This is a genomic window from Roseovarius sp. Pro17 (assembly GCF_035599575.1).
In the GTDB taxonomy this organism is placed as follows: Bacteria; Pseudomonadota; Alphaproteobacteria; order Rhodobacterales; family Rhodobacteraceae; genus Roseovarius.
In genome coordinates this window covers 1,666,328-1,680,211 of the sequence record NZ_CP141179.1, presented here as the reverse complement: position 1 = coordinate 1,680,211, position 13,884 = coordinate 1,666,328, and the positions used below count along the sequence as shown (strand labels likewise).

The following is a 13,884-nucleotide window of genomic DNA, read 5'->3' as shown; positions in this document are numbered from 1 at the left end:
GGCCGAACCATGCAGTCCAGCGCCTAAGCCTGTGTCAGAACAAGCTCTGAACGCCGCGCGCCGCGCCTGAGATATCACGGCCCGCACCTTCGACCGTGTTGCAGCCAGCCACAAGGACCAGCGCACAAAGAGCGATCATCTTTTTCATCGGATTTACCTGTCTATGCTTCTGTCTGCTCGTGCAATCGCGCCGGATTTTCCCGGTCTTTGATTATTCTTCGTCGGCCATCCACCAGACTTCGGGCAGGAAACCCACGCCGTCGCCATAGAGGGGCAGCCTGTCCTCTGGATAGTGCAGGCGGGCGTCGTGGGCAATACGGCCCACCGAATACTGGTGAATCGGGATGACGTAGCGGCCCGAAATCAACACCCGGTCCAGTGCGCGCACAGCCGTGACGAAATCCTCGTGGCTGGTCGCGGCCAGCATGGCGTGGATCATGCCTTCGGCGGCGGGGCTATTCATGCCCATCAGGTTGCGGCTGCCCGGCTGGTCAGCGCCCTTTGCGCCCCAGTAGAAATACTGCTCGGTCCCCGGTGACAACGACAGTGAGCGACGCATGTAGGTCAGATCGAAATCATAATTCGCCTCGCGCACAGTATATTGCGCGTTGTCGACACTCTCGACCTTTAGCGTGATACCGAGGCGATCCAGCGCGCGGGCGTAGATGTCCATCATCGCAGTTGCCTGCTGCACCAGTGCGTCCTGTTGCAAAAGCACGGTCAACTCCAGCGGCTGGCCATCCGCATTGCGCAAAACGCCTTCCTGCACGGTCCAGCCGGCGTCATTCAACAGGTCTGCGGCGGCGCGGATATTGGCGCGGTTGCGCTTGGACCCGTCAGAAACAGGCAGTGTATATCCTTCCAGCGTGCCGGGCAGAAGAGTGTCTGCAAATGGCGCGAGCAGCTTTCGCACCTCGTCTGCGGCAGGGCCGGGGTGCATCCCCAGCTCGGAATTCGAGAAATAGGATGTGATGCGCGGCTGGCGTCCGCCGGTCAGCGTGTCGTTGATATACTCAAAGTTGAACGCGTCGATCAGCGCCTGGCGCACGCGCCAATCGTCCAGCGGGGCATTGCGCGTGTTCATCACGAATCCGCTGATGCCCGAGGGCTGACCATTCGGGATCTCACTGCGCTTGATGTCGCCGCGCTTAACGGCGGGCAGGTTTGCCATCTCTTCCCAGCGTTCGGCGTTGAATTCGCGGATATAGCTGATCTCGCCTGCCTTGAACGCCTCTTTCATTACCGAGTCGTCACCGTAAAAATCGATGCGGATTTCATCGAAATTGCCGGTGCCACGCCGAAAGGCGAGGTCTGCACCCCAGTAATCGGGGTTGCGGCGCAGGATCACTTGCCGGTCGATCTGGTAGCTATCGATCACATAAGGCGCGGTGCCCAGCGGCACATCCTCAATCGCGCCATCCTCGAAAACCTTGTCGTCCCATTGGGACTTTTTTAGGATGGGGCGCAGGCCAGCCAGCAGGACTAGATCTCGGTCGGGTGGCCCGTCAGAAGTGTTAAAATCCAGCCGCACCTTGCCGGGGCCTGTCTGCTTGATGCTGGCGATGCGCGACCAGAAATCGCGGTAGCGTAGATGACCGCGCGTGCCGAGCGTCTCAAAAGACCAGATCACATCCTCCGGCGTCACCGGGCTGCCGTCAGAAAACTGCGCGGCGGGGTTCAGCGTGAACTCGACCCAAGCGCGCGACTCGTCCGTCTCGATCGTCTCGGCCAGCAGACCGTAGAGCGTGAAAGGCTCGTCCCAGGATCGCCCCAAAAGCGATTCGTAGGCAAAGAATCGCAGCTGCCACGGCGGCGTGCCCTTGGGTGCAAACGGGTTCAGCGAATCGAATCCGCCGACATTACCCGTGGTGACCCGCCCACCCTTGGGTGCGTCCGGGTTGGCGTAGGGCAGGGCGGCATATCCCGGCGGCAGGGCCGGGTCGCCATACATCGCGATACCGTGCTGCGGCTGCGCGGAGGCATCCCCAATGGCGCCAAGCCCCAAGGAAACAACGGCCAGAGCAGCGGAAAGGCGCTCAAAGAGAGGGAAGCGGCGTGATCTCATGGCGACGACAAATCCTGATATGCGTTATTTCATTGAACTCGACGGTAGAGGGGGATTCTTGCCTTTTCAAACTTTTAGCTTGGATGCCGGCGCGAGATTGCTTATAAGAGAGTCACTGCTCGATAGGTTTCTTGCCTGTATGAAACCTGCCTCAATAACTTAACGCCAGCTTCGCGCTGGCGTTTTTTTTTGGTTTGGCGATATGGCTGGCCGAGTCGTTAGGTGACATGGACCTCGTGACATTTGCGAATGCAGCAATATATGCTGCAATGCAACATCATGCAGGAGAATATTTTATGAGCGTTCAAGGCAAGACAGCGATCGTCACTGGCAGCAACTCAGGTATCGGCCTAGGGATCGCACGCGAACTGGCGCGGGCCAAGGCGCATGTGGTGCTTAACTCGTTCACCGACAATGATGAGGATCACAAGCTGGCCGAGGACATGGCCAAGGAATTCGGCACTGATGTGCGCTATATTCAGGCCGACATGTCCAAGGGCGAAGAGTGCCGCGCGCTGATCGAAAAGGCAGGCGCTTGTGATATTCTGATCAACAACGCAGGCATCCAGCATGTCGCGCCGATCCCTGAATTTCCGACCGCCAAGTGGGATGCGATCATCGCGATCAATCTCAGCTCTGCTTTTCACACGACCGCCGCCGCGCTGCCGATGATGCGCAAGGCAGGCTGGGGCCGGGTCATCAACATCGCGTCGGCTCACGGCCTGACTGCCAGCCCCTACAAATCGGCCTATGTCGCCGCCAAGCACGGGATCGTCGGGTTTACCAAGGTTACGGCGCTGGAAACAGCGCAGGAGCTGATCACAGCCAACGCGATCTGCCCTGGTTACGTGCTGACCCCTCTGGTCGAGGCGCAGATTCCGGATACGATGAAGGAATACGACATGAGCCGTGAGGACGTGATCAAGAACGTCATGCTGAAACGGCAACCGTCGAAGGAGTTTGCTACGGTCGAGCAGTTGGGCGGCACGGCGCTTTACCTATGCTCGGACGCGGCGGCGCAGGTGACAGGCACGACCATCAGCGTGGATGGCGGCTGGACGGCGCTCTGACGCAAAAAAAACTTTGCGAATTTTCGGGGGTGCTGCGGATGCGGCATCCCCATGACTTGGCGCCCATGTTTTTTGCAAACGCCATTTGGGGTATTTAGACCCAAGAAAAGACCGGAAGGGCAGAAATGGAAAAGAAGCGGATCAATCTGGCTCTACAGGGTGGTGGCGCACATGGCGCGTTCACCTGGGGCGTTCTCGACCGGCTTTTGGACGAAGAGTCGTTGGAGATCGCCGCCATTTCGGGCACCTCGGCAGGCGCGCTGAATGGGGCCGCCTACAAGGCGGGCTGGGTCGCTGGCGGACGGGACGGCGCGCGCGAGAATTTGGACTGGCTTTGGGCGCAGATGGGCGCCGTGCAGGACATGCGGATGCCCGGCTGGATGATGGGCGCCATGCCCGGCAACGGGGCGTTCACTTCGGCCATGGAGTATTCGCTGCCGCTCTCGATGTCCGAGGCTGTGTCGCGCGTTCTGTCGCCCTACGCCTACGGGCCGTTTTACAGTAATCCATTGCAACGCGTGGTCGAAAAATTCTCCTACGACAAGGTCTGCGCTGATCATGCGCCACTGTTAAGCGTGTGTGCAACGAATGTGCGCAGCGGCAAGATCCGCGTGTTTCAGGGCGACGATATCGGCCCCGATGCGCTGCTGGCGTCTGCTTGCCTGCCGACGCTGTTTCAGGCCGTCGAAATCAACGGCGAGGCCTATTGGGACGGCGGCTATACCGGCAATCCGGCGCTATTCCCGCTGTTTCATGCAGACCTGCCCAGTGACATCGTGATCGTCAATATCAACCCGCTTGAGCGGCCCGACGTGCCGCGCAACCCGCAGGAAATCCAGAACCGCATCAACGAGATCAGTTTTAACTCATCGCTCTTGCGCGAGTTGCGCGCGATCGATTTCGTGCAGCGATTGTTGGATTCGGACGCTGTCCCCGACGGCGCGATGAAGCGTATTTACGTGCATATGATCGCTGACGACCCGCTGATGGCAGATCTGTCGGTCGCGACCAAAATGATGCCGAACCCCTACCTGCTGGACCGGCTCAAACAGGCGGGCCGCATCGCCGCTGATCGGTTTCTGACGGCGCATTGGGATGATCTGGGGCAGCGTGGCAGCACCCGCCTGGGCGACATGTTCGGCTAAAGGGTTTTGCATTTAATCTGGATTACAGGTTTGATGCGAAACGACCACAATACCGACCAAAAGCTGAACCGCTTCAGGCCTGTTTGCGGGGCAGCTCTTCGGGCTTGATCTGGTTGGGATAGACGAGGCCCGCCGAAATCACCAGTTTAGCCGCGTCCTCGACCGACATGTCCAGCTCGATCACGTCCTCCTTGGGCAGGAACAAAAGAAAGCCCGAGGTTGGGTTTGGCGTCGTGGGAAGGAACACGCTCATCAACTCGCCGCCGGTCTCGGCACGGTTCGCGATCTCGCCCTTGGCGGTGGTCGAGATAAAGCCGATGGCCCAGATTCCTTTGCGCGGATATTGGATAAGGCAGGCGGTCTCAAAACTGCGCTCGCTCTGGGCAAAGATCGTCTCGGCGATCTGTTTCACGCCCGAATAGATCGAGCGCACGACCGGCATCCGGTTCACCAGACTTTCGCCGAGGCGGATCAAGGTCCGCCCGATCAGTCCCCTGGCGACCGAGCCTACGAGGATGGTAAAGACGAGAAAGACGATCAGACCGGCGCCGCGTAGATTATAACCGATGTAACGCGCCGGGGTCAGATCGTAGGGGATCAGCGGCAGCACCAGCGCATCGACCCAGCCAATCAGCGTCCAGATCAGCCATATGGTCAGCGCGACTGGCGCAATAACGACAAGGCCGGTGAGGAACCGGGCGCGCAGCCGTGCGAGGATGCTGATACGGCGCGGCGGGCCGGTGTCTTCGTCGAAAGGTGTGGTCATGGTCTCTTTTCAGGCTCGGGGCGCGATTGCGCAGGTGTAGGGACAAAATTCGGACACGGCAATGGCGCGCGCGGCCAAGCTGCCTGATTATGTGGGGCGCGGCGTGCCTGCCTGCAAGGCCCGTGCGATGGCGGCTGCGAGGCGTGCGTTGTTTCGGATCAGTGCGATATTGGCGGCCAGCGTGCGACCTTCGGTCAGATCGTTCAGGCGGCGCAGCAGATAGGGGGTCACGTCCTTGGCCGCGATGCAATCCACCTCGGCGTCCGCTGCCGCCTGCGCGATGAGCGGTGCGAGAGTGGCATAGGGAATGCCGTCTGCCGCCGAAACTGGATTGCACACCAATTGCCCGCCGGGAAGGTTCAGCGCTGCGCGGGCCGCATGGGCGGCAGCAATCTGCTCCGCGCTGTCCATCCGCAACGGCGCAGGCAGCGGCGAGGCGGGCGACCAAAAGGCGGGCAGCGCATCCTGCCCATATGCGATGACCGGCACGCCTAATGTCTCGAGCATTTCCAGCGTCTTGGGCAGGTCGAGGATGGCTTTGGGTCCGGCGCAAACCACCGTTACACGGCTCTGGGCCAGCTCAGGCAGGTCGGCCGAAACGTCCCAACTGCGCTCGGCCCCCATATGCACGCCGCCGATGCCGCCGGTTGCGAACACGGCGATCCCGGCGCGCACAGCGGCGATCATGGTGGCCGCGACAGTCGTGCCGCCGCTAGCACCCAGTGCCATGCAGACAGCCAGATCCGCGCGGCTCAGCTTCATCGGCGCAGGAAGCTGAGCGAGGCGTTCCAGTTCGGCGGCCTCTAACCCAACATGCAGGATACCGTCCAGCACGGCGATGGTGGCCGGGGTCGCGCCTGCCTGTCGCACGTCGTCCTCGACAGCCTGCGCAGTGCGCATATTGTCGGGCCAAGGCATCCCATGAGTGATTATCGTGCTTTCCAGCGCCACAAGAGGCGTGCCACCAGCGCGGGCGGTGGCGGCCTCGGCGGACCAGATCATCTCACTCATTTGGGCCTCCCTGCGCTGTTGCCGCGATCCTGCCGGGGCAGGGGCGGCGGCACAAGGGGGTCTTGCACCTCGGCGCGGCGCGGTCTATACGCGCGATACTTGAAATCCGCAGGCACGGGCGGGCCGTCCGGGGGAGACATCCCCGGCTGTCCACCGGTTGAGGCATTCCGCCTCTCATCCCGTGCCGAGGCGAAAACCGGAAAAGGAATACCGCATGGCTCTTCCCGAGTTCACCATGCGTCAGCTGCTCGAAGCTGGCGTTCACTTTGGCCACCAGACGCAGCGTTGGAATCCCCGCATGGGCGAGTTCATCTATGGCGCGCGCAACGGCATTCATATCATGGACCTGACGCAGACCGTTCCCATGTTGGACGCGGCGCTGAACGTCGTGCGCGAAACCGTGGCCAAGAACGGCCGCGTTCTGTTTGTCGGCACCAAGCGTCAGGCAGCAACGCCCGTCGCCGAAGCCGCCGAGAAATGCGCACAGTATTACATGAACCACCGCTGGCTGGGTGGCACGCTGACCAACTGGCAGACCGTGTCGAAATCCATCCATCGCCTGAAAGAGATCGACGAGTCGCTGGAAACTGGCGCCGAGGGCCTCACCAAGAAAGAGCGTCTGGGCATGGAGCGTGACCAGGGTAAATTGCAGGCCTCACTGGGTGGTATCCGCGAAATGGGCGGTGTTCCCGATCTGCTGTTCGTCATCGACGTCAAGAAAGAGGCGCTGGCCGTCGCCGAAGCCAACAAGCTGGGCATCCCGATCGTTGCTATCGTCGATACCAACTGCTCGCCCGATGGTATTGATTATATCATCCCCGGCAACGACGACGCGGCGCGTGCCATCGCGCTTTATTGCGATCTGATCAGCCGTGCGGCGCTGGACGGCATGTCGGCCCAGATGGGCGCGGCAGGCATCGACATCGGTGCAATGGAAGAGGCCCCCGTCGAGGAGGTCACAGAGCAACCCGCGCCAGCAGACGTCAAGCCCGGCGTCGAGACCGGCACCGTCTCGGACGAGACTGCGCATGACGACGTCGCCGCCAAAGGCGCGCCGCTGGATATCAAGTCCAGCGAAGAAGTGTCGGACATGGCGGCCAAGGCTGGTCAGAACAGCTGACCTCGCGCCGAACAATCTGATGCAAGGGTCCGGCGCGACTGACGCCGGACCGATTCGACAAATTTAGGAGAGCCAAATGGCGATCACTGCTGCAATGGTGAAAGAACTGCGCGACACGACGGGCGCAGGCATGATGGACGCGAAAAAAGCGTTGACCGAAAACGACGGCGACATGGACGCCGCCGTCGACTGGCTGCGCACCAAGGGCCTGGCCAAGGCCGCCAAGAAGTCGGGCCGCACGGCTGCCGAGGGCCTCGTCGCTGTCAAGGTCGACAATGGCCGCGGTGTCGCTGTGGAAATCAACTCCGAAACTGATTTCGTTGGTAAAAACAGTGACTTTCAGGCCATGGTTGCCTCCATCGCTGACGCCGCTGTCAAGGTTGATGATATTGAGGCGCTGAAGGCCGCCGATCTGGGTGGCAAGACCGTGGAAGAGACGATCACAGCCAAGATCGCCACCATTGGCGAGAACATGGGTCTGCGCCGGATGGAGTCCATCAAGGGCGACACGGTTGTGTCCTACATCCACAACGCCGCCGCTGATGGCATGGGCAAGATCGGCGTGCTGGTCGCGCTGAAGGGTGACGCGACATTCGGCCGCCAAGTCGCCATGCACATCGCGGCGACCAATCCTGTCGCCTTTGACGAGGCGTCGCTGGATTCCGCAGTGGTTGAAAAGGAAAAGCAGGTCCAGATGGACATCGCCCGCGAAAGCGGCAAGCCCGAGCAGGTCATCGAAAAGATGATCGAGGGCCGCATGAAGAAATTCATGGCTGAATCCACTTTGATGGGCCAATCCTTTGTGATGAACCCAGACCTGACGGTCGCGGCCGCCGCCAAAGAGGCCGGCGCCGAGATCACAGGTTATGTCCGTCTGGAAGTGGGCGAAGGCATCGAAGTCGAAAAAGAGGACTTTGCTGCCGAGGTCGCCAAAGTCGGCAAAAGCTGATTTTTCGGGCTCTACAGGAATTAAAGGGAGCGGGCCTTGAGGTCCGCTCTTTTTGTTTGGCGAAACGCGATCTGATCCAACTCGGCGTTCAGCCGTGCTGCGCCAGATGGGTCAGCAGCGCGTCCATCGCCAGCGGATAGCCCGCTGCACCAAAGCCGCTGATTACCCCCAGCGCAACGGGTGCGATGTAGCTGACGTGCCGAAATTCCTCGCGCGCGTGAACGTTCGACAGATGCAGCTCGACCACCGGCAATTCCACCGATGCGATGGCATCCATCAGCGCAATCGACGTGTGCGTATAGGCCCCCGCGTTCAGGATGATACCGCCATGCACGCCCTTGGCCGCGTGGATGTGGTCGATCAATGCTCCTTCGCTGTTACTTTGGGCAAATTCCATCTTAGCGCCACGCGACGAGGCGTGCGCGCGGCATACCGTTTCGATATCGGCGAGGATCGAGTGGCCATAGACATCGGGCTGGCGCGTGCCCAGCAGGTTCAGGTTCGGACCGTTCAGGATCAGGATCGAGGTCATGGGATGGCTCCTTTGGCGACCCTTCTAGACCGCTGATGTGATACGTGTCGAGATGCCGCGCTATTCGGCCGCCTGTCGGAGGCTGGACATGAGATAGTGAAACTTCTCGCCCTGCACGGCCACATGCGCGCGCAAGGCATCGGCGGCGCCGTGTGCATCGCCGCACTCCAACGCGGCGACGATGCCTTCATGCTCGGCCATGGATTGAGCGAGGCGGCCACGCAGGCGCAGTTGCTGGCGGCGGAAGGGGCGCAGGCGGCGGTGCAGGCGCTGCGCCTCGCCCAGCAGGAAAGTGTTGCCGGACTGCGCATAGATGATCTGATGGAACCGCTCATTTTCAAGGTAATAGGCGTCGGCATCCTGCGCCTCAACTGCTTCGCGGCACTTGGCGTTGGCGGCGCGCAGATCGTCCAGCGCCGCGTCGCTGATGCGCAACGCCGCGAGGCGCGCGGCGACGGCCTCAAGTTCGGCCATGACCTCAAACATCTCCATCAGTTCGACCGGACCGGGCTGGCGCACGAACACGCCCCGGTGCGGGATCTGCGTGACGAGGCCAGATAGGGTCAGCTTTTGCAGTGCTTCGCGGATGGGGGTGCGCGACACGCCAAATCGTTCGGCCAGCGCATGTTCGTCCAGCCGCACGCCGTCGGAATAGGTGCCGCCAAAGATCAGCTCTTCGATGTCGTCGGCGATCGTATCTGCGCGTCGCTTTTCCATGCCCGGATCATAGCCATGGCCGCGATGCATGCAAAGACACATTTATTGTATACAAAAATGATTGACTCGAAAAACCCGTCGCGCCACCCTGCACGGCACGTTCCGGGCCAACCGGACCATGAAACATTCTGGGAGGAATCGAAATGAAATTCATGCTCAAGGCCGCCGTTGCCGCCACCGCGCTGATGGCGCTAGGGTCCGCCGCTGCCGCGACCGAATTGCGCCTGTCACACCAATGGTCGAACAACGATGTGCGCCACAAGGTCGCGCAGATTGTTGCCGATGAGGTGGCCGCCGCCGATGTGGACCTTGAAATCAAGATCTTCGGCTCGAAATCCCTGTTCAAACCGCGTGAGCAGTATAAGCCGCTCAGCCGTGGGCAACTGGATATGACCGTCTTTCCGCTGAGCTACGCGGGTGGCCAGCAACCGGCGTTTAACCTGACGCTGATGCCGGGTCTGGTGAAAAACCACGATCACGCCGCACGCCTGAACAAGAGCGAATTCATGGACCGGATCGAGGCCAAGATGGCCGAGGATGACGTCATGACGCTGGTTCATGGCTATCTGGCGGGCGGTTTCGCCGGCAAGGACAAGTGCATCACCAAGCCAACTGATGTCGAGGGCCTGCAAACCCGCGCCGCAGGCAAGGCGTTCGAGCAGATGCTGGCCGGGGCCGGTGCATCCATCGCGTCGATGTCCAGCGCGGATATCTACAACGCCATGCAGACTGGCGTTCTGAACGCCGCCAACACGTCGTCCTCGTCCTTTGTCAGCTACCGCATTTACGAGCAGGTGGCCTGCTATACGCCCGCAGGCGAGGTCGCGCTGTGGTTCATGTATCAGCCGCTTTTGATGAATAAATCCAAGTTCGAGAGCCTGACGGAAGAGCAACAGCAAGCGCTGCGCGATGCGTCGGCCAAGGCCGAGGCGTTCTACCTTGAAGAGGCGAAAAAGCAGGACGCGAATTCGGTCCAGGTGTTCAAGGATGCGGGCGTCGAGATCGCCACCATGACACCGGAGGATTTCGACGCATGGCGCGAGATCGCCAAGGCGACATCCTACAAGAACTTCGTCGAGAATGTGCCGGATGGGCAAGAGCTGCTGGACATGGCGCTGTCTGTCGAGTGATCGGTGGGGCAGGGGCGTCATGTTGCGTCCCTGCCTTCTGCTGCAACCTAAACAGGGCGAATGCCTGTCAATGGGGCGGCGCAGCGACCATCGTGCTATACGACATTATGTCGGCAGAATTTCTTCGCGATGTGAGCGAAGCAGATGATTGCCAAAGTGGCTGCCCGCCGGAACGGGCAGATGCTCGCCGGGCGGCTTCGCCTTGATTTCGGGCAAAGATGGGCTGCGCATGAGGGGTCCAATCGAATTGACTAAAAGGAGCGCGACATGGCCGGACAAGTGACGCAGCGCATCGCCAAGACAGGCAACAATCCATTTCTGCGCTTTGTTGCAGCGCTTTCTACCGTTGCGGGGTGGATATCGGCCGCGATGATCGTCGTTGCGGTCGGGATCACCTGTCAGATGATCTTTGTGCGTGCTGTGCTGAACGAGTCGACAATCTGGCAAACTGAAATGGTGGTTTACCTCATGATCGCAGCCACGCTGATCGGCCTGCCGTATGTGCAGCGCCTGCGCGGTCATGTGAACGTCGATCTGATCCCCATCGCCCTGCCGCCCCGGGCGCGGTTTGTGCTGGCATGTTTCACACTCAGCCTCAGTGCGGCCGTCGTCGCAGTCATGCTCTATTACGGTTATGAATACTGGCATTTCGCGTGGGACAGGGGGTGGCGTTCCGACACGATCTGGGGCGTGCGCCTGTGGATTCCCTATATGGCGCTGCCGATTGGCTTTGGCCTGTTGCTATTGCAATTGATCGCCGATCTTACCGCTGTGATTCTGCGGATCGAGCCCCCCTTCGGACTGGAGGATACCTGATGGATCCGCTCGTATTGGGCGCGCTGGTCGCGCTTTGCACCATCACCGTGCTGTTTTCGGGCGTGTCGGTGGCGCTGGGGTTGCTGATCGTGTCGGGCGGTTTTCTGGTCGCCTTCGACGGGATGCGCAGCCTGGAGCTTATGCCAGAGCTTTTCTTTGGCCATCTCAACAGTTTCGCGCTGCTCAGCATCCCGATGTTCATCATCATGGGTGCCTCTATCGCGTCGACCCGCGCAGGCGCGGACCTCTATGAGGCGCTGGAGCGGTGGCTTACGCGCATTCCCGGCGGTCTCGTGATCTCAAACCTTGGGGCCTGCGCGCTGTTTGCGGCGATGTCAGGGTCCAGCCCCGCGACCTGTGCTGCGATTGGCAAGATGGGCATCCCCGAAATGCGCAAGCGTGGCTATCCCGATGGCGTCGCTGCTGGCTCCATCGCGGCGGGCGGCACGCTGGGCATCCTAATTCCGCCCTCGATAACCATGATCGTCTATGGCATCGCGACCGAGACATCGATCGGGCGTCTGTTCCTCGCTGGCGTGATCCCTGGCATATTGCTGGTGTCGCTCTTTATGGCGTGGGCGCTTTACTCGACGTGGAAGTCGGGCAATGCCGAGGTGTTGACGGCAGGCACTTATACGTGGCGCCAAAAATTCGAGATCCTGCCCCGCGTGGTCCCGTTCCTGCTGATCATTCTGGGCGTGCTTTACGCCATGTATGGCGGCATTGCGACCCCATCGGAAACGGCTGCAATCGGCGCATTGCTGTGCATCGTGGTCGCCATGGTGATCTACCGCCTCTGGAGCCCGGCGGCCCTGTGGGTGATCCTGCGCGATAGCACCCGCGAATCTGTGATGATCCTCTTTATCATCGCGGCCGCCGGTGTGTTTTCCTACATGCTCAGCAGCCTCTTCATCACGCAGAGCATCGCGGAATGGATCGGCACGCTGGACGTGAACCGCTGGGTGCTGATGGGCGCAATCAACGTGTTCCTGCTGATCGCGGGCTTTTTCCTGCCGCCGGTGGCGGTGATCCTGATGGCGGCGCCGATCCTGCTGCCCATCCTCACGGTCGCGGGGTTTGACCCGATCTGGTTCGCCGTCGTACTGACAATCAACCTCGAGATCGGCCTGATCAGCCCACCCGTGGGCCTGAACCTATACGTCATCAATGGCATCGCACCCGAGATTTCGCTGAAAACGATCCTCTGGGGCTCGCTGCCCTTCGTCGGTTGCATGGTGCTGGCGATCATCCTTCTGTGCATCTTTCCCGACCTCGCCACATGGCTGCCAGACTACGTGATGGGGACTGCGGTATGACCGTTCTCAGCGATCTTTTAGCCTCGGTCTTTGAGCGAGGGGCGAGCGCGGCAAGGCGCGGCGATTGGAGTCGAAGGCCACCCGAAGAGTTGGCCGATGCCCTGATAACCGCCCATGGCGAAATTTCCGGCAGTATGCTGGCCGAGCAAATCCTGTCCCGTTTCAATGCGATGGACGATGCGGCCAAGCTGGCCTTTTTCCACCATTTGACCGGTGCTATGAATGTCGATCCCGCTGCCGCACGTACGGCGCTCGACGCCTACGAGGCCGCGCCTTCGCGCGCCAGCTACCGCGCCTTTCTGACCGCCACCGAGCCGCCAAGACAAGAGCTGATCCGCCGTCTCAACCGTGTGCCAGGCGCGACCGGCGCGCTGGTTGCCATGCGCGCTGACCTCTTGCGGCTGGGACGCGGCGTTCCGGAATTGGAGGCGCTGGACCTCGATTTTCGCCACCTCTTTGCGTCGTGGTTCAATCGTGGGTTTTTGGTATTACGCCCGATCACATGGCGGATTCCGGCGCATATCCTAGAGAAAATCATCGCCTATGAGGCTGTCCATGCCATCGACAGCTGGGACGATCTGCGCCGCCGTGTGCAGCCCGAGGACCGGCGCTGTTTCGCGTTTTTCCACCCCGCCATGCCCGACGAGCCGTTGATTTTCGTCGAGGTGGCGCTGACGCGTGGCATTCCCGGCGCGGTGCAACCATTGCTGGCAGAGGGGCGCGATGCGCTGAGCGCGACCGAGGCCGATACCGCCGTCTTTTACTCGATTTCGAACTGTCAGGCAGGACTGGCGGGCATGTCCTTTGGCAATTCGCTGATCAAGCAGGTGGCGGGCGATCTGGCCACCGAATTGCCCGGCCTCGCGCGGTTCGTCACCCTGTCGCCCGTCCCCGGCCTGATGGATTGGATCGAACGCGAGGAAATGACACCAGACGCCGCCGATCTACCCGGCCTCGCCGCGCATTATCTATTGAGTGCCAAGGGGCGCGGCGGTCTGCCAATAGACCCTGTCGCGCGGTTTCATCTGGGCAATGGGGCGATACTTCATGCCGTGCACGGCGATGCCGATCAGTCGGCAAAGGGGCGGGCGCAATCGGGCGGCGTGATGGTCAACTACCTCTACGATCTGCGCCGTACGTCCGAGCGCCACGAGGCATTCGCCAGCGCCGGCACCATCGCGGCAACCAGTGCGGTGAAATCGCTGGCCGCAGGTGCCAAGACCAAGATGACCAAAGGAAGTTGAGCC

At 61.0% G+C, this 13,884-nt stretch carries 14 protein-coding genes; 8 read left to right on the top strand and 6 right to left on the bottom strand.

Annotated features, from left to right (window positions below; all coding sequences use genetic code 11):
* Positions 1–34: 34 nt before the first annotated feature.
* Complete coding sequence (locus U3654_RS08165; RefSeq protein ID WP_324754841.1) at positions 35–148, bottom strand: entericidin EcnA/B family protein; 114 nt, start codon at positions 146–148, stop codon at positions 35–37.
* Between the two features lie 63 nt (positions 149–211).
* On the bottom strand, positions 212–2,065 hold the full coding sequence (locus U3654_RS08160; RefSeq protein ID WP_324754840.1) for an extracellular solute-binding protein: 1,854 nt from the start codon (positions 2,063–2,065) through the stop codon (positions 212–214).
* 296 nt (positions 2,066–2,361) lie between these two features.
* Between U3654_RS08160 and U3654_RS08155 the strand changes: the two genes are divergently transcribed.
* On the top strand, positions 2,362–3,135 hold the full coding sequence (locus U3654_RS08155) for a 3-hydroxybutyrate dehydrogenase (protein WP_324754839.1): 774 nt from the start codon (positions 2,362–2,364) through the stop codon (positions 3,133–3,135).
* A 125-nt stretch (positions 3,136–3,260) separates the two neighbouring features.
* A complete protein-coding gene (locus U3654_RS08150; protein ID WP_324754838.1) occupies positions 3,261–4,280 on the top strand; it encodes a patatin-like phospholipase family protein in 1,020 nt (339 codons plus the stop codon).
* Between the two features lie 73 nt (positions 4,281–4,353).
* Here U3654_RS08150 and U3654_RS08145 read toward each other — a convergent pair whose 3' ends face one another.
* Together U3654_RS08145 and U3654_RS08140 are read right to left on the bottom strand one after the other, a co-directional pair.
* Positions 4,354–5,046 carry a DUF502 domain-containing protein gene (locus U3654_RS08145; protein WP_324754837.1) on the bottom strand — a complete coding sequence of 231 codons (693 nt, stop codon included), beginning with the start codon at positions 5,044–5,046 and terminating at the stop codon, positions 4,354–4,356.
* 87 nt (positions 5,047–5,133) lie between these two features.
* On the bottom strand, positions 5,134–6,057 hold the full coding sequence (locus U3654_RS08140; protein ID WP_324754836.1) for a pseudouridine-5'-phosphate glycosidase: 924 nt from the start codon (positions 6,055–6,057) through the stop codon (positions 5,134–5,136).
* Between the two features lie 214 nt (positions 6,058–6,271).
* Between U3654_RS08140 and rpsB the strand changes: the two genes are divergently transcribed.
* Positions 6,272–7,177, top strand: a complete 906-nt coding sequence (rpsB, locus tag U3654_RS08135) for a 30S ribosomal protein S2 (RefSeq protein ID WP_324754835.1) — start codon at positions 6,272–6,274, stop codon at positions 7,175–7,177.
* A 76-nt stretch (positions 7,178–7,253) separates the two neighbouring features.
* Entirely contained in the window at positions 7,254–8,126 is an 873-nt protein-coding gene (gene tsf / locus U3654_RS08130) for a translation elongation factor Ts (protein ID WP_324754834.1), read from the top strand.
* A gap of 88 nt (positions 8,127–8,214) precedes the next feature.
* Here the strand turns inward: tsf and aroQ are convergent, their stop codons facing one another.
* Positions 8,215–8,658, bottom strand: a complete 444-nt coding sequence (gene aroQ / locus U3654_RS08125) for a type II 3-dehydroquinate dehydratase (protein ID WP_324754833.1) — start codon at positions 8,656–8,658, stop codon at positions 8,215–8,217.
* A gap of 60 nt (positions 8,659–8,718) precedes the next feature.
* Positions 8,719–9,375, bottom strand: coding sequence for a GntR family transcriptional regulator (locus tag U3654_RS08120; protein WP_324754832.1), 657 nt, complete (start codon positions 9,373–9,375; stop codon positions 8,719–8,721).
* Positions 9,376–9,518: 143 nt separating this feature from the next.
* Between U3654_RS08120 and dctP the strand changes: the two genes are divergently transcribed.
* The 4 genes from dctP (at position 9,519) to U3654_RS08100 (ending at position 13,881) form a co-directional block, all read left to right on the top strand.
* Positions 9,519–10,505, top strand: a complete 987-nt coding sequence (gene dctP, locus U3654_RS08115) for a TRAP transporter substrate-binding protein DctP (protein ID WP_324754831.1) — start codon at positions 9,519–9,521, stop codon at positions 10,503–10,505.
* A gap of 267 nt (positions 10,506–10,772) precedes the next feature.
* On the top strand, positions 10,773–11,321 hold the full coding sequence (locus U3654_RS08110; protein ID WP_324754830.1) for a TRAP transporter small permease: 549 nt from the start codon (positions 10,773–10,775) through the stop codon (positions 11,319–11,321).
* Positions 11,321–12,637 carry a TRAP transporter large permease gene (locus U3654_RS08105; RefSeq protein ID WP_324754829.1) on the top strand — a complete coding sequence of 439 codons (1,317 nt, stop codon included), beginning with the start codon at positions 11,321–11,323 and terminating at the stop codon, positions 12,635–12,637. Before U3654_RS08110 ends, U3654_RS08105 begins: the two co-directional genes overlap by 1 nt.
* On the top strand, positions 12,634–13,881 hold the full coding sequence (locus U3654_RS08100; protein WP_324754828.1) for a malonyl-CoA decarboxylase: 1,248 nt from the start codon (positions 12,634–12,636) through the stop codon (positions 13,879–13,881). Before U3654_RS08105 ends, U3654_RS08100 begins: the two co-directional genes overlap by 4 nt.
* Positions 13,882–13,884 lie beyond the last annotated feature (3 nt).

What these genes read in the sequence shown, in the direction of transcription:
- U3654_RS08105 (WP_324754829.1), top strand. Translation starts at nt 11,321, where the DNA reads ATGGATCCGCTCGTATTGGGCGCGCTGGTCGCGCTTTGCACCATCACC.
- tsf (WP_324754834.1), top strand. Translation starts at nt 7,254, where the DNA reads ATGGCGATCACTGCTGCAATGGTGAAAGAACTGCGCGACACGACGGGC.
- U3654_RS08100 (WP_324754828.1), top strand. Translation starts at nt 12,634, where the DNA reads ATGACCGTTCTCAGCGATCTTTTAGCCTCGGTCTTTGAGCGAGGGGCG.
- U3654_RS08155 (WP_324754839.1), top strand. Translation starts at nt 2,362, where the DNA reads ATGAGCGTTCAAGGCAAGACAGCGATCGTCACTGGCAGCAACTCAGGT.
- U3654_RS08165 (WP_324754841.1), bottom strand. Translation starts at nt 148, where the DNA reads ATGAAAAAGATGATCGCTCTTTGTGCGCTGGTCCTTGTGGCTGGCTGC.
- U3654_RS08160 (WP_324754840.1), bottom strand. Translation starts at nt 2,065, where the DNA reads ATGAGATCACGCCGCTTCCCTCTCTTTGAGCGCCTTTCCGCTGCTCTG.
- aroQ (WP_324754833.1), bottom strand. Translation starts at nt 8,658, where the DNA reads ATGACCTCGATCCTGATCCTGAACGGTCCGAACCTGAACCTGCTGGGC.
- U3654_RS08140 (WP_324754836.1), bottom strand. Translation starts at nt 6,057, where the DNA reads ATGAGTGAGATGATCTGGTCCGCCGAGGCCGCCACCGCCCGCGCTGGT.
- U3654_RS08150 (WP_324754838.1), top strand. Translation starts at nt 3,261, where the DNA reads ATGGAAAAGAAGCGGATCAATCTGGCTCTACAGGGTGGTGGCGCACAT.
- U3654_RS08120 (WP_324754832.1), bottom strand. Translation starts at nt 9,375, where the DNA reads ATGGAAAAGCGACGCGCAGATACGATCGCCGACGACATCGAAGAGCTG.
- U3654_RS08145 (WP_324754837.1), bottom strand. Translation starts at nt 5,046, where the DNA reads ATGACCACACCTTTCGACGAAGACACCGGCCCGCCGCGCCGTATCAGC.
- rpsB (WP_324754835.1), top strand. Translation starts at nt 6,272, where the DNA reads ATGGCTCTTCCCGAGTTCACCATGCGTCAGCTGCTCGAAGCTGGCGTT.
- dctP (WP_324754831.1), top strand. Translation starts at nt 9,519, where the DNA reads ATGAAATTCATGCTCAAGGCCGCCGTTGCCGCCACCGCGCTGATGGCG.
- U3654_RS08110 (WP_324754830.1), top strand. Translation starts at nt 10,773, where the DNA reads ATGGCCGGACAAGTGACGCAGCGCATCGCCAAGACAGGCAACAATCCA.